This window comes from Pseudomonas meliae, from assembly GCF_001400515.1.
Lineage (GTDB): Bacteria > Pseudomonadota > Gammaproteobacteria > Pseudomonadales > Pseudomonadaceae > Aquipseudomonas > Aquipseudomonas amygdali.
In genome coordinates this window covers 1-19,758 of the sequence record NZ_LJQT01000491.1, presented here as the reverse complement: position 1 = coordinate 19,758, position 19,758 = coordinate 1, and the positions used below count along the sequence as shown (strand labels likewise).

The 19,758-nt window shown below is 60.2% G+C and carries 25 protein-coding genes and 1 pseudogene; 13 read left to right on the top strand and 13 right to left on the bottom strand.

All coding sequences use genetic code 11. From position 1 onward, the window contains the following. Positions 1-85 precede the first annotated feature (85 nt). Positions 86-970: a sugar nucleotide-binding protein gene (locus ALO64_RS22840; protein ID WP_002555443.1), complete on the top strand. Its 885-nt coding sequence runs from the start codon at positions 86-88 to the stop codon at positions 968-970. Further along, positions 963-1,892 carry an NAD-dependent epimerase/dehydratase family protein gene (locus tag ALO64_RS22835; protein ID WP_005734483.1) on the top strand — a complete coding sequence of 310 codons (930 nt, stop codon included), beginning with the start codon at positions 963-965 and terminating at the stop codon, positions 1,890-1,892. The genes ALO64_RS22840 and ALO64_RS22835 overlap by 8 nt, the downstream gene beginning before the upstream one ends. Before the next feature lie 284 nt (positions 1,893-2,176). On the opposite strand, the gene ALO64_RS22830 is transcribed toward ALO64_RS22835, so the two are convergent. From ALO64_RS22830 to ALO64_RS22810, 5 genes are all read right to left on the bottom strand, one after another. Next, positions 2,177-2,863, bottom strand: a complete 687-nt coding sequence (locus tag ALO64_RS22830; protein ID WP_004666334.1) for an OmpW/AlkL family protein — start codon at positions 2,861-2,863, stop codon at positions 2,177-2,179. Between the two features lie 103 nt (positions 2,864-2,966). Further along, on the bottom strand, positions 2,967-3,491 hold the full coding sequence (locus ALO64_RS22825; RefSeq protein WP_002555440.1) for a DUF3299 domain-containing protein: 525 nt from the start codon (positions 3,489-3,491) through the stop codon (positions 2,967-2,969). An 8-nt stretch (positions 3,492-3,499) separates the two neighbouring features. Next, positions 3,500-4,765, bottom strand: coding sequence for an ABC transporter permease (locus ALO64_RS22820; protein ID WP_004666332.1), 1,266 nt, complete (start codon positions 4,763-4,765; stop codon positions 3,500-3,502). A 1-nt stretch (position 4,766) separates the two neighbouring features. Next, a complete protein-coding gene (locus ALO64_RS22815; protein WP_002555438.1) occupies positions 4,767-5,477 on the bottom strand; it encodes an ABC transporter ATP-binding protein in 711 nt (236 codons plus the stop codon). Positions 5,478-5,546: 69 nt separating this feature from the next. Further along, positions 5,547-6,134 (bottom strand): DUF2796 domain-containing protein, encoded by a 588-nt coding sequence (locus ALO64_RS22810; RefSeq protein ID WP_044344635.1) that lies wholly within the window; start codon positions 6,132-6,134, stop codon positions 5,547-5,549. Between the two features lie 280 nt (positions 6,135-6,414). Between ALO64_RS22810 and ALO64_RS22805 the strand changes: the two genes are divergently transcribed. Then, on the top strand, positions 6,415-6,825 hold the full coding sequence (locus tag ALO64_RS22805) for a nuclear transport factor 2 family protein (protein ID WP_044344636.1): 411 nt from the start codon (positions 6,415-6,417) through the stop codon (positions 6,823-6,825). Positions 6,826-6,886: 61 nt separating this feature from the next. After that, positions 6,887-7,240 (top strand): hypothetical protein, encoded by a 354-nt coding sequence (locus ALO64_RS22800; RefSeq protein WP_004655852.1) that lies wholly within the window; start codon positions 6,887-6,889, stop codon positions 7,238-7,240. A gap of 54 nt (positions 7,241-7,294) precedes the next feature. On the opposite strand, the gene trxA is transcribed toward ALO64_RS22800, so the two are convergent. The 3 genes and pseudogenes from trxA to ALO64_RS22785 form a co-directional block, all read right to left on the bottom strand. After that, positions 7,295-8,167 (bottom strand): thioredoxin, encoded by an 873-nt coding sequence (trxA, locus tag ALO64_RS22795; protein WP_044344637.1) that lies wholly within the window; start codon positions 8,165-8,167, stop codon positions 7,295-7,297. A gap of 273 nt (positions 8,168-8,440) precedes the next feature. After that, positions 8,441-9,099, bottom strand: a pseudogene (locus ALO64_RS22790) (class I SAM-dependent methyltransferase). After that, positions 9,096-9,545: a hypothetical protein gene (locus ALO64_RS22785; protein ID WP_002555432.1), complete on the bottom strand. Its 450-nt coding sequence runs from the start codon at positions 9,543-9,545 to the stop codon at positions 9,096-9,098. The pseudogene ALO64_RS22790 and the gene ALO64_RS22785 overlap by 4 nt, the downstream one beginning before the upstream one ends. Positions 9,546-9,721: 176 nt before the next feature. Between ALO64_RS22785 and nrdR the strand changes: the two genes are divergently transcribed. From nrdR to ALO64_RS22740, 9 genes are all read left to right on the top strand, one after another. After that, a complete protein-coding gene (gene nrdR, locus ALO64_RS22780; RefSeq protein WP_002555431.1) occupies positions 9,722-10,186 on the top strand; it encodes a transcriptional regulator NrdR in 465 nt (154 codons plus the stop codon). A gap of 41 nt (positions 10,187-10,227) precedes the next feature. Next, positions 10,228-11,328 carry a bifunctional diaminohydroxyphosphoribosylaminopyrimidine deaminase/5-amino-6-(5-phosphoribosylamino)uracil reductase RibD gene (ribD, locus tag ALO64_RS22775; RefSeq protein ID WP_161794696.1) on the top strand — a complete coding sequence of 367 codons (1,101 nt, stop codon included), beginning with the start codon at positions 10,228-10,230 and terminating at the stop codon, positions 11,326-11,328. Positions 11,329-11,375: 47 nt separating this feature from the next. Beyond that, entirely contained in the window at positions 11,376-12,038 is a 663-nt protein-coding gene (locus tag ALO64_RS22770) for a riboflavin synthase (RefSeq protein WP_044344639.1), read from the top strand. A gap of 16 nt (positions 12,039-12,054) precedes the next feature. Continuing rightward, positions 12,055-13,146 (top strand): bifunctional 3,4-dihydroxy-2-butanone-4-phosphate synthase/GTP cyclohydrolase II, encoded by a 1,092-nt coding sequence (gene ribBA, locus ALO64_RS22765; protein WP_044318730.1) that lies wholly within the window; start codon positions 12,055-12,057, stop codon positions 13,144-13,146. A gap of 129 nt (positions 13,147-13,275) precedes the next feature. After that, positions 13,276-13,752: a 6,7-dimethyl-8-ribityllumazine synthase gene (gene ribH, locus ALO64_RS22760; RefSeq protein ID WP_002555427.1), complete on the top strand. Its 477-nt coding sequence runs from the start codon at positions 13,276-13,278 to the stop codon at positions 13,750-13,752. Next, on the top strand, positions 13,749-14,246 hold the full coding sequence (gene nusB / locus ALO64_RS22755) for a transcription antitermination factor NusB (RefSeq protein WP_002555426.1): 498 nt from the start codon (positions 13,749-13,751) through the stop codon (positions 14,244-14,246). Before ribH ends, nusB begins: the two co-directional genes overlap by 4 nt. A gap of 16 nt (positions 14,247-14,262) precedes the next feature. Next, positions 14,263-15,228: a thiamine-phosphate kinase gene (gene thiL / locus ALO64_RS22750; RefSeq protein ID WP_044344640.1), complete on the top strand. Its 966-nt coding sequence runs from the start codon at positions 14,263-14,265 to the stop codon at positions 15,226-15,228. Between the two features lie 134 nt (positions 15,229-15,362). Continuing rightward, positions 15,363-15,980 (top strand): GTP cyclohydrolase II, encoded by a 618-nt coding sequence (gene ribA / locus ALO64_RS22745; RefSeq protein ID WP_044344646.1) that lies wholly within the window; start codon positions 15,363-15,365, stop codon positions 15,978-15,980. After that, positions 15,977-16,396 (top strand): hypothetical protein, encoded by a 420-nt coding sequence (locus tag ALO64_RS22740; protein WP_005745954.1) that lies wholly within the window; start codon positions 15,977-15,979, stop codon positions 16,394-16,396. Before ribA ends, ALO64_RS22740 begins: the two co-directional genes overlap by 4 nt. Positions 16,397-16,450: 54 nt before the next feature. On the opposite strand, the gene ALO64_RS22735 is transcribed toward ALO64_RS22740, so the two are convergent. The 5 genes from ALO64_RS22735 to ALO64_RS22715 form a co-directional block, all read right to left on the bottom strand. Further along, positions 16,451-17,023 (bottom strand): HupE/UreJ family protein, encoded by a 573-nt coding sequence (locus tag ALO64_RS22735; protein ID WP_044344641.1) that lies wholly within the window; start codon positions 17,021-17,023, stop codon positions 16,451-16,453. A 25-nt stretch (positions 17,024-17,048) separates the two neighbouring features. Continuing rightward, a complete protein-coding gene (gene ureG, locus ALO64_RS22730) occupies positions 17,049-17,666 on the bottom strand; it encodes an urease accessory protein UreG (protein ID WP_044344642.1) in 618 nt (205 codons plus the stop codon). A gap of 21 nt (positions 17,667-17,687) precedes the next feature. Next, positions 17,688-18,362, bottom strand: a complete 675-nt coding sequence (locus tag ALO64_RS22725) for an urease accessory protein UreF (protein ID WP_044344643.1) — start codon at positions 18,360-18,362, stop codon at positions 17,688-17,690. Further along, entirely contained in the window at positions 18,359-18,859 is a 501-nt protein-coding gene (ureE, locus tag ALO64_RS22720) for an urease accessory protein UreE (RefSeq protein WP_044344644.1), read from the bottom strand. The genes ALO64_RS22725 and ureE overlap by 4 nt, the downstream gene beginning before the upstream one ends. Before the next feature lie 186 nt (positions 18,860-19,045). Continuing rightward, positions 19,046-19,678 carry a TetR family transcriptional regulator gene (locus ALO64_RS22715; RefSeq protein WP_002555418.1) on the bottom strand — a complete coding sequence of 211 codons (633 nt, stop codon included), beginning with the start codon at positions 19,676-19,678 and terminating at the stop codon, positions 19,046-19,048. Between the last annotated feature and the right edge of the window lie 80 nt (positions 19,679-19,758).

Below are 19,758 nucleotides of genomic sequence, written 5' to 3'. Positions count from 1 at the left end.
GTTGGGGGTTGGCAGGCAACGTGTTATGTTTGCAGGCGTTTTTCAATTGTTCGTTTGATTATCTGATACCGAGCCTGCTGACTCTATGCGAATGCGCCTTATGCTGTTGGGCGGCGGGAATGCCCTCGGGCAGGCGCTGATTCGTCTGGGTGCCGAGGAAGACATTGGTTTCCTCGCACCACGTCCACCGCAAGACGGCTGGGACGTGGCGAGCCTCACGCAACTGCTTGATGACACCCGCCCCGATGCCCTGATAAACCTTGCTTACTACTTCGACTGGTTTCAGGCGGAGACCGTGAGCGCAGCGCGCCTGACCCACCAGGAGCGCTCTGTCGAGCGTCTGGCCGAACTGTGTCAGCACCACAACATCACGCTGGTCCAGCCTTCCAGTTATCGTGTGTTCGATGGCTCGCGCGCGACTGCCTACAGCGAAAAAGACGAGCCAGTGCCCTTGGGTCTGCGCGGTCAGGCGCTGTGGCGTATCGAGCAAAGCGTGCGCGCCACCTGTCCGCAACATGTGCTTGTGCGTTTTGGCTGGTTGCTGGATGACAGCGCTGATGGCGTGCTTGGCCGCTTTCTTTCGCGCGCCAAAGAACCCGGAGAGCTGCTGCTGGCCGATGATCGACGCGGCAACCCGACGCCGGTCGATGATGCGGCGCGGGTGATTATTTCAATCGTCAAGCAACTCGATTGCGAAGCGCCGCTGTGGGGCACGTACCACTACGCCGGGCACGAAGCGACCACGCCACTGGCGCTGGGTCAGGCGGTGCTCACCGAAGCACGTCTGCTGCACCCGCTGGCCATTGAATCGCCCACCGCACAGGCTCACGCCGCGCGTCCCGATGCAGCCGAGGAACCGCAGCACGCGGTGCTGGCCTGCAAGAAAATTCTCCACACTTTCGGCATCAAGCCCCGCGCCTGGCGGGCCGGCTTGCCAAGCCTGCTGGACCGGTATTATCGACATGTCTGACGCCCCTGTTCTGATTACGGGAGGTGCGGGTTTCATTGGCTCGCACCTGACAGATGCATTGCTTGCCGACGGGCATTGCGTGCGTATCCTCGACAACCTCTCGGCGGGCAAGCGCAGCAATCTGCCGCTCGACAACCCGCGGGTTGAACTGATCGAAGGCGACGTAGCCGATGCCGAGCTGGTCAAGCGCGCTGCGCAAGGCTGTAAGGCCGTGGTGCACCTGGCAGCGGTGGCCTCGGTTCAGGCGTCAGTTGACGACCCGGTGCGCACCCATCAAAGCAACTTCATCGGCACACTGAATGTCTGTGAGGCCATGCGCGAAGCGGGCATCAAGCGCGTGATCTTCGCGTCCAGCGCGGCGGTATACGGCAACAACGGCGAAGGCGAAGCGATCACCGAAGACACCACCAAAGCACCGCTGACTCCGTACGCATCGGACAAGCTGGCCAGCGAGTTCTACCTGGATTTCTACCGCCGTCAGCATGGTTTGGAGCCGGTGATCTTTCGCTTCTTCAACATCTTCGGCCCGCGCCAGGATCCGTCGTCGCCGTATTCGGGCGTGATCAGCATCTTTGCCGAACGCATCCAGAAAGGCCTGCCGATCAGCGTGTTTGGCGACGGCGAGCAAACGCGCGATTTCTTCTACGTGGGCGACCTGCTCAAGCTGCTGCTGCAGGCCCTGTCACGGGAAAACGCCATCGAAGGTGCGATAAACGTCGGCCTGAACAAGACCACTTCGCTTAACGAGCTGCTGTCGGCGCTCTCGCAAGTGGTCGGGAAACAGCCGGAAGTGAGCTATCAGGCACCGCGCTCGGGCGACATCAAGCATTCACGGGCCAGTAACCAGCGTCTGCTGGAGCACTTCAGCATTGATGAGCCGACACCACTGGTTCGTGGGCTTGAGTTGCTGATGGGGCAATGAGCCCCGCATCGACTGTAAGTGCTGATCGTCCCCACGCTCTGCGTGGTGATGCATTTCTGGACGCTCTGCGTCCGCTCTTGAGCGTGCGGTGCAGCGCCTATTTGTGACGCAGAGCGTCACGAACTGCATGCCGACGCGGAGCATCGGCACGATAGCCAGGAGTCCGGGCGCGGGTTAAATAACGGCACGATAATCAGGAATCCAGCACGCAGAGTTCAAACCACAAAACACAAAGGCACCCGATAAGGGTGCCTTTGTGTGTGTGGCGCTTGAAGGTGTGCAGGTCAGAACTTGTAACCCACGCCCACCATGTATACCCACGGGTCGATATCCACGTCGACCTTGGTCTTGCCGACGGCCAGGGCAGAAGGGCCGTCCACAGTCGCTTTGGTATCGATGTCGACGTACCAGACCGAGGCGTTGACCAGTACGTTGTCAGTGATCATATAGTCCATGCCCAACTGAGCAGCCAGACCAACCGAGTCCTTGAGCTTGAGGTTGCTGAAACCCTGATCCTTGCGATTGCCGGTCAGGTCGGTATCGAAGAAGGTGGTGTAGTTGATACCCACGCCCGCATACGGTTGAAATTTCGACGAAGGTTCCATCGGGTAGTACTGCAACGACAGCGTCGGCGGCAGTTGCTTGATATCAGCCAGCTTGCCGTCCAGGCCTGGCCCCAGGCCTTTTACTGAAACGGTGTGGCTGAACGGTGTAGCAGCCAGCAGCTCGATGCCGACATGCTGGGTCAGCATGTAAGCGAAGGTCAGACCGAGCTGGTTTTCGCCATCGACAGTGGCTTTGGTGCCGGAGACCTTGGCACCGTCCAGACGGACTTCGCCGCTGTCTTCATTGGGCTGGACGTGCGCAACACCGGCGCGAACGATGAAGTCGCCAGGCTCGTAGGCATGTGCCGCGACCGGGGCGGCGATGGCAAGCGCGACAACAGACGCGCGTAGCAAGTGCTTGTTCATGGAGGCTCCAGAGATCAGTCAAAATTTATGGGCATAATGTTAAAGCGCTGTCGAGCGGCGACTTTGACTCAGCTCAATGAAATCGCTGGGAACCTCGTCATCCTTATGAATCCGGCAACTCGTAGACAAGTATCTTGTCTGCCTGCATCTGATAACCCGCTTCTGCCAGTTCGCTGGTAGACGATTTGGCCTGCATCGGTCCTTCGATCCAGTACGGCTGATACAGCTCATCGACCTTCACACCCAGCTCACTCGTGACATGCACGATCTGGTTCGCTGGCGGCGGCGGCACATGGATGCAGGCACCGAAATACGGCACCAGCAAAAACTCCGTCACTCTGCCTTCCTCACTGACCTCAAGTGGCACGATGTAGCCCGGTAAACGCACCAGCTTGCCATCCAGTGCCTTGACCACTGGTGCATGCGGAGCCAGTTGATGGGCCGCAGGCGCTGCCTCCATGGCCAGTGCATCGGACAGCTTGGACATATCGTGTATCGGAGCCGTTACCGGCTTCACCACGGGTGCATCGGGTGGAATCATGTCATTCCAGGTCAGTTCACGCGGCTCGGCGGCCCACAGTTGAGTGGAAACCGAAAGCAGCAGAGTGAGTAGCATGCGCCGCATCATGAAGGTCCTCATAAACGAATCGACAGTCCATCGGCCAGTGACTGCCTGTAGGCTCGCCAGGCTGGCACGGTTCCCATCAACAGCGCGCAACCGAGAATGGCACCGAGCAGGGTCCATTCATATTGGCCAGGTGGCATAGACGACAGGTACAGACCGTAGTTGTCTAGCACGTAGTCTCTGGCCACGAAGATGCCGATATAGAGCAGTGCGAGGCCGCTGATGACACCCGCAAGTGCCAGGGCGAAGGCTTCAAGTATAAGCAGACTTGCGATATGCCAGGGCCGTGCGCCGACCGAGCGCAGGATGGCCATCTCCCGGCGTCGTTCATTGAGGCTGGTGAGAATCGCGGTCAGCATGCCGATCAGACCGGTCAGCACCACGAACAGCGAAATTACGAACAGTGCCTTTTCCGCGGTGCCCATCAGGCTCCACAGCTCTTGCAGCGCCACGCCGGGCAGAATCGCCAGCATGGGCTCGCCACGGTATTCGTTGATTTCGCGTTGCAGACTGAAGGTTGAGATCTTGCTGTTCAAACCCAGCATGAAAGCGGTGATCGCAGTCGGCGTCAGATCCATATTGCGTGCCTGATCGGCAGAGATACGCTCGTTGCCTCGCGCCGGTGCGCCGTTGTGCCAATCGATATGAATGGCTTCCATGCCGCCCAGGCTGATATGCAGCGTGCGGTCCACCGGTGTACCGGTCGGCTTGAGTATGCCGACCACGGTGAACGGCTTGTCGTCATGCTTGACCAGACTGATCGCCGCGACACCGTGCGCCAATACCAGTTTGTCTCCCAATTTATAATGCAGCGCCTTGGCGACCTCCGAACCCAGCACTACCTCAAAGGGATCGGTCTTGAATTCACGTCCTTCGGCCATTTCCAGATGCTGTTGGCGACCGAACTGATAATGCTCGAAATACGCTTCGTTGGTGCCCATTACCCGATAGCCACGATGGGAGTCGCCCAGCGAAACCGGGATCGCCCATTTGACCTGTTTGCTCTGGGCAAAATGCTCAAAGCTGTCCCAGCGAATGTTGTTGGTGGCGTTGCCGATGCGAAATACCGAGTACAGCAACAGGTTGATCGAACCGGAACGTGCGCCGACGATCAGGTCGGTACCGCTGATGGTGCTGGCGAAGCTGGAGCGGGCTTCGGTGCGCACCCGCTCTACGGCCAGTAACAGGCACACCGACAGCGCAATGGCGAAGGCAGTGAGAAACGCAGTGAAACGGCGGTTGGCCAGGCTGGCCATGGCCAGACGAAACAGATACATCTCAAATCTCCACGGCGACGGCGGCGCGATTCAGGTCGCTGAGCGACAGATTGCGATCAAACAGCGGTGCCAGGCTCTGGTCATGGCTGACAAACAGCAGGCTGGCCCCGGCCTCGCGGCATTCGGCGAACAGCAGGCGAATGAACGCTTCGCGAGAGTCGGCGTCCAGCGCCGAAGTGGGTTCGTCGGCGATCACCAGTTCAGGTTGACCGATCAGCGCACGGGCCGCGGCCACGCGTTGTTGCTGGCCGATGGACAGTGAGTCGGCACGTCGTGTCAGCATCGCCGGGTCTTTCAGGCCCAGGTGGGCGAGCAGGGTGGTGGTCGCTTTTTCGACGCTGCCGTGGCGTTGCTTCGCACGCTCGGCGCGGACGCTGGAAAAATGGCAGGGCAGCTCGATGTTTTCTCGCACCGACAGAAACGGCAACAAATTGAACTGCTGAAAGATGTAGCCGGTGTGATCGACTCGGAAGCGATCACGTGCTGCCGCCGACAGTGTCGACAGGTCCTGATTCAACAGGCGAATGCTGCCGCTGACAGGTTTTTGCACGCCGCCCAGCAGGCCCAGCAAAGTGGTTTTGCCGCTGCCGCTGGGGCCTTTGAGGAACAGGGTTTCGCCGGTTTGCAGGCGAAATTCGGGGATGTCCAGTAACTGCGGATGGCCTGGCCAGTTGAAGCTCAGGTTCGATAGCTCGATCAGTGCTTGGGTCATGGGCTGACTCACGCTAGGTTGGAAATTAAAAGACCGGGCCAGGCCCGGTCGTTGTACCGCAGAGTGCGATCAGAATTTCAGCGTTGGGTTGGCTGCGATCACTTCTGCGCCCGATTGGGCGCCTGGCGAGATCAGTTGTACCTGAAGCTTCTTGGTGTCGGGAAAGGTTTTGAAGATTTGTGACAGGTCGAGCCTCTTCAGAACGGCCGGTGCGTCACAGACGAACTTGTAGTGGCCGTGAATTTCGCTGTGCTCATGATGATCGGCATCGCCGCCCTGAGCGTGCTCATCGTGATCGTCATCCTTGTCGCCGAACAGCGGGCTTTCCAGTTTCACCGAGGTGGCCGAGCAATTGGCAGCATCGGCGATGCTGAACAGCGCGTTGGGCTTGAGTAGCAACTCGCGCGCCTTGGCGACTTTGGCCTTGTCTTCATCCGAAGTTGCAACGTGCTCGAAACCGACGATATTCATGGCCGGGCTGTCGAATTCAAATTCCAGCGTCTTGCCTTCCAGCACCACATCCAGACGTCCTACGCCATGCTCGTGGGCTCCCAGACTGCCGTGTTCATCGCCGTGATCATGGTCATGTACTTCGGCTGCGTGGGCAGCAACGAGTGGCAACAGGGCGAAAGGCAAGGCGAGTAGCAAACGGCGCATAGCGGACTCCGGGGACAATATTGATGAAATTTGTTATGTGATCTTATAACAAGTGCTGGTGTGCGTGGACGTGTTTTTGTTCAAGCACTGGACTAGCCGGTCTTCATGGACCGTTATCTGGCGGCGTTATCTGGAATACCCTGGCCCGTGCTTATGCTGAAGTAGTCTCAGCCTTTGCGTCATCAGGTCCTACTCTGAAAAATGAAAATCGCTGTACCTGCGCCGGATGCGCCGGGAGGGTTTTCATCGCCAGCCGAGTGTGACATCAGGGAAGATACTCATGAACAAGCTCCATCCGAATAGAGAAATCCTGCGTGCGGTGTACAAGGATCCAACTCGAATTACCGAATTCGCCGACGCCGACATTGTGCTGCACAAAGCCGATCAGGGCGCTGGTGGTGGCTTGTCCATAGCCATTGGCATTTCCCACGAAATCAATCTGCTCAGGCGCACACGTCAGACCCTCTACATGGATGTCCACGACATCATTGCCAACGAGCACTATGGCTCGGTGCTGGGCGAGATGCGCGCCAGTTGCGAGGGCCGGAAGATCATCATGCCGTTTTGCGGCCTGTGGCGGTTCCGTGATGGCAAAATTGTCGAGCATTGGGAAAATGTCTATGACGTGCGGGCGCTTGGCAACTTCATGAACGGCAAAGAGCCGGTCATCAGCCAGTGGCGTTACGGTTGATCATGGGCATGCGCGCCAGCCTGTGGGAGCATGTATGCCTGACTGTCAGCAGGTACACATCATGTTGCGTATTCGTGGAACCGTAGGCCAGTGGCCGGTGGATTTGACTCTTGAACTGGACGAAGGCGACTGGGCGCAACTGGGCGCGCAGCTCAAGGCGGCAGCTCCCGACTTATCGGCCGCCGTGGTCGAGAGCAAGCCTCTCAACCAGGACGACAGGCTGTGGCAGGTCGCACAGGAGTTGTTGCAAAAGGCCGGGCAGATGAGTGGGCCGGATCTGCTGGGGCAACTGGAAGGGCTGGCCGGCAGTACCGCGGCAGGCAAGCATTTGCTGGTGCGCCTGCGTCACTCTGCGAACGTGAAGGTCGAGAGCGGCGGGGATGCGCCGCTGTACAGCTGGGTCGACGCGACGTGATCTGACCTGGTTGTTCAGCCACCGGCACCCGCGCGGTGCCGGTGGCAAGCTGGCTTAATACAGCGCGGCGAACAGCTTGCGACGGTATGCGGTCACCAGTGGATGCTCATTGCCCAGCAGGTCGAACACTTGCAGCAGCGTCTTGTGCGGCAGGCCCTCGGCGTAATTGCGATTGCGAATGAACAGTTTGAGCAGGCCATCCAGCGCGGCTTCGTACTGTTGACGCGTCAATTGCTGAATCGCCAGTTGATGCACCGCTTCGTCATCCTGAGGGTTTTGCGCCAGACGACTTTTCAGTTCGGCTACATCCGGCAGGGTGGCCGCTTGTGCCAGGAACGTCAGTTGCGCCTTGGCACCCGCCAGCTCGGCTTTGTGTGCATCACCGGTAACGGCGTCCAGCACTGCCTTTGCCTCGCTCAGTTCGCCACGTTCTGCCAGGCAGCGCGCATACAGAATCAGTGCTGCGGCATTGGTGTTGTCTTCGCCCAACAGCACCTTGAGCAGTGCTTCGGCTTCGGCAAAACGGCTTTCGGCAAACAGCTCTTGCGCTTGCTTGAGTGGATCGGCGGTCGGCGGAGGCGGCATGACGACATGCTGTTCGAGAATCTTGCGGATTTCCGATTCAGGCTGGGCTCCGGCAAAACCATCCACCGGCTGGCCGTCCTTGAACAGCACCACGGTCGGCAGGCTACGAATACCGAAGCGCGCAACAATGTCCTGCTCGATGTCGCAATTGACCTTGGCCAGCAGCAATTCGCCCTGATAACTCTCGGTGATTTGCTGCAGCAGGGGCATCAAGACCTTGCAGGGCGCACACCACTCGGCCCAGAAATCGACCAGTACGGGCTGGTCGAACGATTTTTCGATCACCAGTTGATCAAAGTTCGCGGCGGTTGCGTCGAAGATGTAAGCAGTTTCCTGGCTCATTGCACGTCTCGAAGAATCTGAATGCCGCCAACTATAAAGCCCGCAGGGCAATGCTGAAAGCGGCGTCGGCGGTGAGGCATCATCCTTGCCCCGCACGCTCAGCGCTATCCACACATCTGCTTTTGATTCTGGCCGAAGGCCGTGGGAACGAACATGTTCGCGAAAGGGACGGAAAATTCTCTGGGAATTTATCGTTCGAACGACCTCCTTCGCGAACAAGTTCGCTCCTACAGAGACCGTTTAGCTGAGCGCTCCCGAGCTGTTATTTAGCGCTCACCGCGTCGCGTGATACAGACTCACATCCCGAAACTCGTGGGGTTCAGTTCAGCCAGGTCCGGCAGGGTGTGCGCATGCAGCATCGTCAGGCGCTGGTAAGCAGCGTGCTTGAAGTCGCGCACGCGGGAGTCTGCCACCAGTGCTTCGCGGCCCCGGGACAGAAATTGATCCAGCAGCGGCAGGTTGGCGCGGTCGTACAGCACGTCGGCAACCAGAATCAGATCAAAGCGATCCGCTTCGGCGAAAAAATCCGTCGAGTAGCTTAACTGCACCTGGTTGAGTTCGGCATTGGCCCGGCAGGCAGCGATCGCCAACGGGTCGAGATCACAGGCCACCACCTCAAGCGCCCCGGCCCTGAGCGCGGCAATACCTGCCACGCCCGAACCAGCACCGAAATCCAGTACTCGCTTGCCTTCTACCCAGTGCGGGTTTTCGGCCAGAAAGCGCGCCAGGGCCAGGCCGCTGGCCCAGCAGAAGCTCCAGTACGGTGGCTCTTCCAGAATGCGGCGCGTTTCATCCGGGCTGAAGGCACGGTCCATGTTGGCATCGTCGATCAGCCACAGTTTCAGCTCAGTGCCCGGCAACGTTGTGACAACCAGCCGGGCGTCGCCGAGCAGTTTGCTCAGCGCGTCCTGAAGGTGTCGCGGAGCAATCATGGCGCCTTGACGAATTGCAATTGCCCCAGTGCCTGAGTGGTGGGCTGGTCGATGCGCATCGACGGCAGGTGCAGTATCAATTGCCCTGACTGACTGGCGCGGCCGCGCAGTTCGACACGCCCGCCTACCGGAAAGGCTTCCGGGTTGAAGCGTAACTGGAACGGCAATGACTGGCCGTTGCCCTTCAGCAAGGTGTTGGTCAGCAGCTTCTGTGGACGACCGCGCTCGTCGATCACCAGCATCGCCAGTTCGACCTCGGCCCCGGCAGGTACGCCGAGCAGTTGCCCGCTGAGTTCACGTTGGTACGGTTGCAGCGGGCCGGGCCCGGCAGGTACTTTGATTGCCGGGGCGACGGGCGGTGCCGCAGCCGGTTTTGGCGCGTCATTGCTGCTGCACGCGGCCAGCAAGCCAATGAGGCCGAGTAGAATAACGGGGCGTAACGTCATCAAGAGCTCCACAAGACAAAAATCGAAAGGCTGAGTGACGCCATGCATGCAGTATTACCGAGCGCAGGCAATTTCACATCGCTTTAATGCGCGTCTATATACCGTAAACCCTCAGCCTTGTCTTGCCAGCAGGATGCGCTAACATGGCGCTCCTCATTCTTTCGTTGCCAGACACCATGCACTGTCCCTTCTGCGGTGCCAATGACACCAAAGTCATCGACTCCCGCCTCGTCGCCGAAGGCGAGCAAGTACGCCGCCGACGCGAGTGTCTGGCCTGCGGCGAGCGCTTCACAACGTTCGAAACTGCCGAGCTGGTTTTGCCGCGTCTGATCAAACAGGATGGCAGTCGTCAGCCTTTCGATGAAGAAAAACTGCGCGCCGGTATGCAACGTGCGCTTGAAAAGCGTCCGGTGAGTGTCGAGCGCCTCGAGGCGGCACTGGTGCACATCAAGCACAAGCTGCGAGCGACCGGCGAGCGCGAAGTCAAATCGCTGGTGGTTGGCGAACTGGTCATGGCCGAGCTGCAAAAGCTCGATGAAGTGGCCTACATCCGCTTCGCCTCGGTGTACCGCCGCTTTCAGGACCTCAACGAATTTCGTGAAGAAATCGACCGTCTGGCCCGCGAGCCGGGTAAGGAATAAGTGCATTGCTGACTGAACAGGCGGCTCTCGACGTTCATTACATGGCGCGTGCGCTGGAGCTGGCGCGTAACGGGCTCTACTCCACGCACCCCAACCCGCGCGTCGGCTGCGTTATTGTGCGTGACGGCCAGATCGTCGGTGAGGGCTGGCATGTACGGGCTGGCGAGCCGCATGCCGAAGTGCATGCCCTGCGCCAGGCCGGCGAACTTGCCAGAGGCGCGACCGCCTACGTCACCCTTGAACCGTGCAGCCACCAGGGGCGCACGCCGCCCTGTGCCGATGCGCTGGTCAACGCCGGGCTGGCGCGGGTTGTCGCGGCCATGCAGGACCCCAACCCTGACGTGTCCGGTCGTGGCCTGTTGCGCCTGATGAATGCTGGTATCGGCGTTCAATGCGGCGTGCTGGAAAGCGAAGCGCGAGCGCTGAACAAAGGCTTTCTCAAGCGCATGGAAACCGGACAGCCCTACATACGCGTGAAGATGGCCATGAGCCTGGATGGCCGAACCGCTATGGCCAGCGGCGAAAGCCAGTGGATCACCGGTCCCGAGGCGCGTTCCGCCGTTCAGCGTCTGCGCGCGCAGTCGAGCGTAGTGCTGACCGGAGCCGATACGGTGCTGGCCGACAAGGCCCGCCTCACCGTGCGCCCCGATGAGTTGGGTCTCAATGCAGAATTGACCGCGCTGGCCGCTGCGCGTCCGCCCCTGCGGGTATTGATTGACGGTCGTCTGCGCGTGCCGCTGGACGCGCCGTTCTTTCAGGCGGGCAGTGCGCTGGTCGTGACCTGTGCTGCGGCGGCGGCGCGAGGTCGCTATCAGGAAGAAGGCCACGAAATGCTGGCACTGGCTGACAGCGCCGGTCATGTGGACCTGCGCAAGTTGATGGGCGAACTGGCCACGCGTGGCGTCAATGAAGTGCTGGTCGAAGCCGGTCCGCGGCTGGCGGGTGCCTTTGCGCGTCTCGGGCTGGTCGACGAGTTTCAGATATTCATTGCCGGCAAGTTTCTCGGCTCATCGGCCCGGCCGCTGCTCGACCTGCCGCTGGCGCAGATGAGCGAAGCGCTGGAGCTGAACATCGTGCAAATGCGTGCCGTCGGTAATGACTGGCGAGTCATCGCTCTCCCTGTGCGCGCACCCGGCGTATAATTCCCGGCTTTCGCCTTGCGCGCAGCCCTTGTTCTCCCGGAGGACCCATGTTTACCGGCATTATCGAATCCATCGGCAGCATCCGCGCCCTGACTCCCAAGGGCGGCGACGTCCGCGTTCACGTGGAAACCGGCAAGCTCGACCTGACCGACGTCAAACTCGGCGACAGCATTGCCGTGAATGGCGTATGCCTGACCGCCGTCGAATTGCCCGGTGATGGCTTCTGGGCTGATGTCAGCCGGGAAACCCTGACCGTCACCGCCTTTGTCGACCTCAAGAGCGGCAGCCGGGTCAACCTGGAAAAGGCCCTGACCCCGACTACGCGTCTGGGCGGCCATCTGGTCAGCGGCCATGTCGACGGCGTGGGCGAAATTGTTTCCCGTGCCGATAACGCCCGCGCCATTCAGTTTACGGTGCGTGCTCCGCGCGAGCTGGCCAAATACATCGCCCATAAAGGCTCGATCACGGTCGACGGCACCAGCCTGACGGTCAACTCGGTCAATGGTGCCGAGTTCGAACTGACCATCGTGCCGCACACCCTCAGCGAAACCATCATGGCCGACTACCAGCCTGGCCGTAAGGTCAACCTGGAAGTAGACCTGCTGGCACGTTACCTGGAGCGCCTGCTGCTGGGCGACAAGGCCGCCGAGCCGGGCCACGGCACGATCACCGAAAGCTTTCTGGCCGAGAACGGCTACCTCAAATCCTGAATCAAGGGGGTGCCGCGTGGCGCTCAATACTATCGAAGAACTGGTTGAAGACATTCGCCAGGGCAAGATGGTCATCCTCATGGATGACGAAGACCGTGAGAACGAAGGCGACCTGATCATGGCCGCCGAATGTGTGCAGCCCGAGCACATCAACTTCATGGCGCGTTTCGCCCGTGGCCTGATCTGCATGCCGATGACCCGCGAGCGCTGCGAAACTCTCAAACTGCCGCTGATGGCACCGCGTAACGGCTCCGGCTTCGGCACCAAGTTCACCGTCTCCATTGAAGCCGCGGAAGGCGTGACCACCGGTATCTCCGCAGCCGACAGGGCACGCACCGTTCAGGCCGCCGCTGCCAAAGAAGCCAAAGCAGAAGACATCGTCAGTCCTGGGCACATCTTCCCGCTGATGGCTCAGGCTGGCGGCACCCTGGCTCGCGCCGGTCATACCGAAGCGGCCTGCGACCTGGCGCGCATGGCAGGCTTCGAACCGACGGGGCTGATCTGCGAAGTCATGAACGACGACGGCACCATGTCGCGTCGCGTCGAACTTGAAGAATTTGCCCGGCAACACGACATCAAGATCGGCACCATTGCCGACCTGATTCACTACCGGATGATCCATGAACGTACCGTTCAGCGGATTGCCGAGCAGCCGATGGACAGCGAACTGGGCAGTTTCAACCTGGTGACCTACCGCGATTCGGTCGAGGGAGATGTGCATCTGGCGCTGACCCTGGGCAAGATCTGCGCAGAAGAACCCACGCTGGTTCGCGTGCACAACATGGACCCGCTGCGCGACCTGCTGATGGTCAAACAGCCCGGCCGCTGGAGCCTGCGCGCCGCCATGCGAGCGGTTTCCGAGGCGGGCAGCGGTGTTGTGCTGTTGCTTGGTCACCCCTTGGATGGCGATGTATTGCTGGCACATATCCGCGAAACCGCAGGGCAGCAACCGATCAAGACGCCGACCACTTACAGCACGGTGGGTGCCGGTTCGCAGATCCTTCGTGACCTCGGCGTGCGCAAAATGCGCCTGATGAGTTCACCGATGAAGTTCAATGCGATATCCGGTTTCGATCTGGAAGTTGTAGAATACGTGCCCTCCGAATAAATACCGGCAGGTCGGGGCGTGCGAAAGACTGTTTTTCGCAGCTTTTGGCCTGACAGTTGCGATTCGTGGCCTAATATCCCTCAAAGTCCGCCCCAAGGCGGGCTTGCTCTTTAATACGAGACTCACCGAATGACCTTGAAGACCATCGAAGGTACCTTCATCGCCCCACAAGGCCGCTACGCCTTGGTAGTGGGCCGTTTCAACAGCTTCGTCGTGGAAAGCCTGGTTAGCGGTGCCGTTGATGCGCTGGTACGCCACGGTGTCAGCGAAAGCGACATCACCATCATCCGTGCGCCGGGTGCGTTCGAAATTCCGCTGGTCGTGCAGAAAGTTGCCCAGCGCAGCGAATTTGCGGCCATCGTCGCGCTGGGTGCGGTGATCCGTGGCGGTACTCCGCACTTTGAATACGTTGCAGGCGAGTGCGTCAAAGGCTTGTCTCAGGTGTCCATGGAGTTCGGCGTTCCGGTCGCTTTCGGCGTACTGACCGTCGACTCCATCGAGCAGGCCATCGAGCGTTCCGGCACCAAGGCCGGTAACAAGGGCGCTGAAGCTGCTCTGTCCGCCATTGAAATGGTAAGCCTGCTGTCGCAGCTGGAGGCCAAGTGATTTCCGACGATACCGACCAGTTCAACCCGCGCGACGCCAAATCGCCGGAAGCTGCCAAGGGCAAAAGTGCCAAACGTCGCGAAGCGCGGCAGATGGCTACTCAGGCCCTTTATCAGTGGCACATGGCTGGCCATGCGTTGAACGAGATCGAAGCACAGTTTCGTGTAGACAACGATTTCAGCAATGTCGACGGCGCCTACTTCCGTGAACTGCTGCACGGTGTGGCCACCAACAAGACCGAGATCGACACCGCGCTCTCGCCTTGCCTCGACCTGACCATCGAAGAACTCGACCCGGTTGAACTGGCCGTCCTGCGCCTGTCGACCTTCGAGCTGCTCAAGCGCATCGACGTGCCTTACCGCGTTGTAATCAACGAAGGCATCGAGCTGGCCAAAGTCTACGGTTCTACTGACGGCCACAAGTTCGTCAATGGTGTGCTGGACAAGCTGGCGCCGCGCCTGCGTGAAGTCGAAGTGAAGGCCCACAAGCGCTGATTCGCGCCTGACCTTTATGGGAGAGTTCGAGCTGATCCGCAATTACTTCGCCGCCGCGCCCTGTGCGCAGGTGGGCGAGGAAGTTGCCCTGGGGATCGGCGACGACTGCGCGCTGCTGGCGTTAGCGCCCGGCGAGCAGTTGGCGATCTCGACCGATACCCTGGTTGCCGGGGTGCATTTTCCTGATGTCTGCGACCCCTTTCTGCTTGGCCAGCGCGCGCTGGCGGTATCTGCCAGCGATCTGGCGGCCATGGGCGCTCGTCCTGTCGCGTTTACCCTTGCCTTGACCCTCCCGCAGGTCGATGCCGACTGGCTGCAGGCATTTGCCCGCGGCCTCAATCACATGGCGCTGGGCTGTTCGCTGCGTTTGATCGGCGGCGATACCACACGCGGGCCCTTGAGCCTTACGCTGACGGTGTTCGGCGCTGTTCCAGCCGGCTCGGCCCTGACGCGCAGCGGGGCTTGCGCCGGCGATTTGCTCTGCGTTGGCGGCGCGCTGGGTGATGGCGCAGGCGCGTTGCCGCTGGTATTGAAGCAACGCAGCACCGAGGCTTCGATTGCCGAGGCGTTGCTGGCCCGCTACTGGTCGCCGCAACCTCAGCTAGCGCTGGGGCAGGCATTGCGGGGCAGGGCGACGTCGGCGCTGGACATCTCCGATGGGCTGCTGGCTGATTGCGGACACATTGCCCGTGCATCAGGCGTCCGGCTGGTCGTCGAGCGTGACAGGCTGCCGATGTCTGATCAGTTGCTGACGTTGTTCGATCTGCCGTCTGCCCGGCAGGCTGCGCTCAGCGGTGGCGACGATTACATCCTGGCTTTCACGCTGCCGTCCGGACACCTTGCCAGCTTGCTGGATGAAGGCTGGCCGGTGCATGTGATTGGCCGGGTAGAAAAGGGCCAAGGTGTCGTTGTTGTCGACGGCGCAGGGCTGGATGTCACGCCCGATACGCGTGGCTACCAGCATTTCGACAGCGCGCAGTGAAGCGATGCACTGCGTCTATCTATCGAACTTTATGATCTAAATGCCCGAGAATTCAGCCTGAGCGTCCGCAGGAACCTGCTGTTACAATGCGAATCTTGCGAATTTCCAGTCTTCATACTGATCAGGAGCACACGGTGCCCGTCGTATTTGTCGCCGCTTCCAAACTGCCCACCCCCTTTGCAGAGTTTGCCATGCACGGCTTTATCGAGTCGGCAACCGGCCGTGAACATGTCGTCCTGAGTCTGGGCGATGTGGCGGACGGTGCGCCGGTTCTTGGCCGCGTGCATTCCGAATGCCTGACAGGCGACGCCCTGTTCAGTCAGCGTTGCGATTGCGGTTCACAACTTGAAGCCGCCCTGCGCGCCATTGCTACCGAAGGGCGCGGCGTATTGCTGTATCTGCGTCAGGAAGGGCGCGGTATCGGCCTGATGAACAAGATCCGCGCCTACGAGCTGCAGGATGGTGGCGCTGACACAGTAGAGGCCAATGAGCGTCTGGGCTTTGCTGCCGACCAGCGCGATTACGCGATCTGCCTGCCGATGCTTCAGCACTTGGGCGTTCAATCGTTGCGTCTGATGACCAATAACCCGCGCAAGGTCAAAGCCTTGACCGACATGGGCATCACGGTCGCCGAGCGTGTGCCGTTGCACACCGGACAAAACCCGCACAACCGCCTTTATCTGGCGACCAAGGCGGGCAAGTTGGGACACATGATGGGTAACGAGCATCAAAGCGAGGCCGGCCCCGCGTGACACGCAGCGAGGTGCGCCAAAAGCTGGAAATGGCGTGGTGGCGTCAACTGGGTCTGACCCTGGCACCATTGCTGGTGGTCTGTGTGTTTTTCGGTGCCAGCGAGCCGCTCATTCCTGTGTTGGCGATACCGCTGTTCATTGCCGGGGTAGGCTCGATGTTCGTCAGCCTGAAGCCGTTCGGGGCTTACAAGCGAGCGTTAACGGCTACCCAGGCTGCACTCGACACGCCGGAAGAGCCGGCAGCATGGCTCAAACTCGCTGCTGTCCGCCGTCTGGCCTTTCTCGCTGCCGGGCTGCCCGCCTGGATCGCCGCCATCGCAGTGCTGTTCGGCTTGCACCCTTTGCCGGTCTGCCTGCTGGCGTTTGCCAGCGCAGTGCTGCTCTACCTGTACCGCATTCCTGCGCTTTCCCGCTGATCGTCCCCGGCTGATTGTTCCAGGCCAAGTGGGCACGATCAGCCGGAAATCCGATCAGCCCGCCAGCAACCACACACCCGTTGCCGCAGAAGCTGCACCTGCGATGCGCACCAGCGGTGCTGCCGCCTGAGGCAATACGCGAACCACGGCATAACCTGCCGCATGCAAGGCTGCAGTCGCTGCCACGAAGCCTGCTGCGTAAGCCCATGGGCTGGACATGTCCGGAAGCTCAAGGCCATGCGCCACACCGTGGAACAACGCAAACAGTGCTGTCGCTGCAACGGCCAGTGCCAAGGGCGGACGCACTGCCAGTGCCACAGCCAGACCCAGCGCCAGTACCGACGCGGCAATGCCGCTTTCCAGTGCTGGCAGGTTCAGACCTTCAAAGCCCAGCACGCCACCGATCAGCATGGTGCCGACGAAGGTGCAGGGCAGCGCCCAGCGTGCGGAACCTTGCTGTTGTGCGGCCCACAAGCCGACGGCAAGCATTGCCAGCAAATGATCCAGACCGCCAATCGGGTGGCTGATACCCGCTATCAGGCCGTTATCGCCATGACCTGGGTGGGCCATCGCCAGAGTCGGGATCAGCAGCAGCGCGAGGGTGCCAAGGGCTTTTTTGTAGTTCATCGACGGGTTCCTTTTGGTTGTGAATTCAGGCGGCTGCAGTGAGCAGACCCTGGCGTTCAATGAAGGCAATGATCTGTTCCAGACCCTGACCGGTTTTCTGGTTGCTGAACACGAACGGCTTTTCGCCACGCATCCTGCGCGTGTCGCTGTCCATCATTTCCAGTGACGCGCCCACCAGCGTTGCGAGGTCTATCTTGTTGATTACCAGCAGATCGGACTTGCAGATACCCGGGCCACCTTTGCGAGGCAGTTTGTCGCCTGCCGATACGTCGATCACGTAAATCGTCAGGTCGGAAAGCTCCGGGCTGAACGTTGCGGAAAGGTTATCGCCACCGGATTCGACAATGATCAGGTCCAGGCCCTCAAAGCGGCGATTGAGCTGGTCAACCGCCTCCAGGTTGATCGAAGCGTCTTCACGAATGGCGGTGTGCGGGCAGCCACCGGTTTCAACACCGATGATGCGCTCAGGGGCCAGTGCCTCGTTGCGCACCAGAAAGTCAGCGTCTTCGCGGGTATAGATATCGTTGGTCACGACCGCCAGGTTATAGCGGTCGCGCAATGCCAGGCACAGCGCCAGAGTCAGAGCTGTCTTGCCGGACCCTACCGGGCCACCGATGCCGACGCGCAGAGGTTGGCTGTTCATTGAGTTCTCCATAAATACTGATCAGGACCGGAATAACCGGCTGTATTGACGTTCATGCGCCATGCTCGCCAGGGACATGCCGAAGGCCGCGCTGCCAGCATGATGGGTATCTTGTCGGGTGGCATTGACCTGCGCTTGCTGCAGTAACGGCAACAGCTCGCTGGTCAGGCGTTGCGCAGCTTGCTGGCCGAGTGGCAGGGTTTTCATCAGCACGGCCAACTGGTTTTCCAGCCAGCTCCACAGCCATGCGGCCAGCGCGTCTTGCGGGCTGATCTGCCAGGCACGTGCGGCCAGCGCCCAGCCCAGGGCCAGGTGCGGCTCTGCAGTCTGTTCAAGAAAGTGGCGCGCATCGCGATCCAGCTCAGGCAGGCCATTGAGCAGTTGTTGCAAGGAATAACCCATCTGCCGGCTTTCCTGATGCAGCTCGCGCGTTTCGCGGCTGGCGCGGTGTTGCTCGCTGGCTTGCAGCAGTTGGCCCCAGTCACCGGCTGACGCTGCTTCACAATGGGCCAGCAGCAAGGGGGCCTCGAAACGGGCGAGATTGAGCAACAGCTGATCGCTGATCCAGCGCCCTGCAGTCTGCGGGTCTACCACGATGGATTGCTCCACGGCCATTTCCAGCCCTTGTGAATAGCTGTAGCCACCAATCGGCAGCTGCGGGCTGGCCAGACGCAAAAGCGCCCAGGCGCTGTTCACTTGCGCACGCCGAACTGGTGCATGCGGGGCGGATAGTTGAAATCCTCTTCGCCTGCACGCGAGTGGTGATGCCCGCCGCCATAGGCACCATGTTCCGGCTGGAACGGCGCTTCGATGGTTTCGACGGTGGCACCGAGCTGATCGAGCATGGCCTTGAGCACGTAGTCATCGAGCAGGCGCAGCCAGCCGTCGCCGACTTGCAGGGCTACGTGACGATTGCCGAGATGATAGGCCACGCGGGTCAGTTCGAAGGTACTGCTGCAAGTAACGTGCATCAGCTTTTCCGGGCGTGCGCAGACACGCACCACGCGGCCATCTTCGGCCTTTAGAAACTCGCCATCGCGCAGGGGCGATTGACCGCGTTGCAGAAACAGGCCCACGTCTTCGTTTTCCGCACTGAAGCAGCGCAGGCGACTCTTGCTGCGTGCCTCGAAATTCAAATGCAACTCGGCGGCCCATTCGGCCTGAGGTTCGATTCGGTTGTGAATCACCAGCATTAGATAGCTTCCAGCCAATTGCGATGCTTCAAATCAGAGCAAGGGGCTTGCCAACAGGGCAGGCTGTAGGAAATCGCTGGCGGAAATGCCTGACTTTTTAATTGTGCACGGCCTTGCCTTGATCACTAATGGTGCGTAACGAGAGAAGTGATCTATTTTGGTGCTCTAGCTGGCTTCAACTGACGCTCAATCGTGACTACCGAGCCCACGCCAGTGCCGTGCGCCGATAAAGATGAAGCGCAGTTGCTGGGTAATCTTGGCCTGAGGTGTCAGGTGCGGTGCAAGCGAAGCGGGTGGAGGGTCGATCAGTTCCGGCAGCATGGCGAACACGCTTTTGACCACAAGGTCGGCGATGATCGACAGCGCGTCAGCGTTCAGGTGCTGCCATTTGGGCATTTTTGCCAGGTCGGCCGTCAGGTCGGCGCTGATGCCCTCGCGCAAAGCCCCCAGCGCCTGACGCACTTTAAGAGAGCCGCCATACTGTTCACGGGCCAGAAACAGAAACTGCGAGCGATTGGCCGCTACACGCTCTAGAAATATCTTCACCGACGCGCGAATCAGCCCGCCCATGGCGAATTCATTGTGGCGCACCAGCCGGATGGTTTCGCGGAAGGTCTGGCCGACCTCACTCACCAGCGCCAGGCCCAACTGGTCCATGTCTTCGAAGTGGCGATAAAACCCGGTCGGCACGATGCCCGCCGTGCGCGCCACTTCCCGCAGGCTCAGGCTGCCGAAGCCGCGCCCGCTTTCCATCAACTGATGGGCAGCATCAAGCAAGGCTCTTCGGGTCTGTTGTTTCTGTTCGGCGCGGGGCAGCATGGCTCAAACGATTCTTGGATTAGGCTGGGTTGCACTTTAGCAAATGCGCTTTACCTGCGTCTAAGGAAGGTCTGAAGTAG

What these genes read in the sequence shown, in the direction of transcription:
- ALO64_RS22840 (WP_002555443.1), top strand. Translation starts at nt 86, where the DNA reads ATGCGAATGCGCCTTATGCTGTTGGGCGGCGGGAATGCCCTCGGGCAG.
- ALO64_RS22835 (WP_005734483.1), top strand. Translation starts at nt 963, where the DNA reads ATGTCTGACGCCCCTGTTCTGATTACGGGAGGTGCGGGTTTCATTGGC.
- ALO64_RS22830 (WP_004666334.1), bottom strand. Translation starts at nt 2,863, where the DNA reads ATGAACAAGCACTTGCTACGCGCGTCTGTTGTCGCGCTTGCCATCGCC.
- ALO64_RS22825 (WP_002555440.1), bottom strand. Translation starts at nt 3,491, where the DNA reads ATGATGCGGCGCATGCTACTCACTCTGCTGCTTTCGGTTTCCACTCAA.
- ALO64_RS22820 (WP_004666332.1), bottom strand. Translation starts at nt 4,765, where the DNA reads ATGTATCTGTTTCGTCTGGCCATGGCCAGCCTGGCCAACCGCCGTTTC.
- ALO64_RS22815 (WP_002555438.1), bottom strand. Translation starts at nt 5,477, where the DNA reads ATGACCCAAGCACTGATCGAGCTATCGAACCTGAGCTTCAACTGGCCA.
- ALO64_RS22810 (WP_044344635.1), bottom strand. Translation starts at nt 6,134, where the DNA reads ATGCGCCGTTTGCTACTCGCCTTGCCTTTCGCCCTGTTGCCACTCGTT.
- ALO64_RS22805 (WP_044344636.1), top strand. Translation starts at nt 6,415, where the DNA reads ATGAACAAGCTCCATCCGAATAGAGAAATCCTGCGTGCGGTGTACAAG.
- ALO64_RS22800 (WP_004655852.1), top strand. Translation starts at nt 6,887, where the DNA reads ATGTTGCGTATTCGTGGAACCGTAGGCCAGTGGCCGGTGGATTTGACT.
- trxA (WP_044344637.1), bottom strand. Translation starts at nt 8,167, where the DNA reads ATGAGCCAGGAAACTGCTTACATCTTCGACGCAACCGCCGCGAACTTT.
- ALO64_RS22785 (WP_002555432.1), bottom strand. Translation starts at nt 9,545, where the DNA reads ATGACGTTACGCCCCGTTATTCTACTCGGCCTCATTGGCTTGCTGGCC.
- nrdR (WP_002555431.1), top strand. Translation starts at nt 9,722, where the DNA reads ATGCACTGTCCCTTCTGCGGTGCCAATGACACCAAAGTCATCGACTCC.
- ribD (WP_161794696.1), top strand. Translation starts at nt 10,228, where the DNA reads ATGGCGCGTGCGCTGGAGCTGGCGCGTAACGGGCTCTACTCCACGCAC.
- ALO64_RS22770 (WP_044344639.1), top strand. Translation starts at nt 11,376, where the DNA reads ATGTTTACCGGCATTATCGAATCCATCGGCAGCATCCGCGCCCTGACT.
- ribH (WP_002555427.1), top strand. Translation starts at nt 13,276, where the DNA reads ATGACCTTGAAGACCATCGAAGGTACCTTCATCGCCCCACAAGGCCGC.
- thiL (WP_044344640.1), top strand. Translation starts at nt 14,263, where the DNA reads ATGGGAGAGTTCGAGCTGATCCGCAATTACTTCGCCGCCGCGCCCTGT.
- ALO64_RS22735 (WP_044344641.1), bottom strand. Translation starts at nt 17,023, where the DNA reads ATGAACTACAAAAAAGCCCTTGGCACCCTCGCGCTGCTGCTGATCCCG.
- ureG (WP_044344642.1), bottom strand. Translation starts at nt 17,666, where the DNA reads ATGAACAGCCAACCTCTGCGCGTCGGCATCGGTGGCCCGGTAGGGTCC.
- ureE (WP_044344644.1), bottom strand. Translation starts at nt 18,859, where the DNA reads ATGCTGGTGATTCACAACCGAATCGAACCTCAGGCCGAATGGGCCGCC.
- ALO64_RS22715 (WP_002555418.1), bottom strand. Translation starts at nt 19,678, where the DNA reads ATGCTGCCCCGCGCCGAACAGAAACAACAGACCCGAAGAGCCTTGCTT.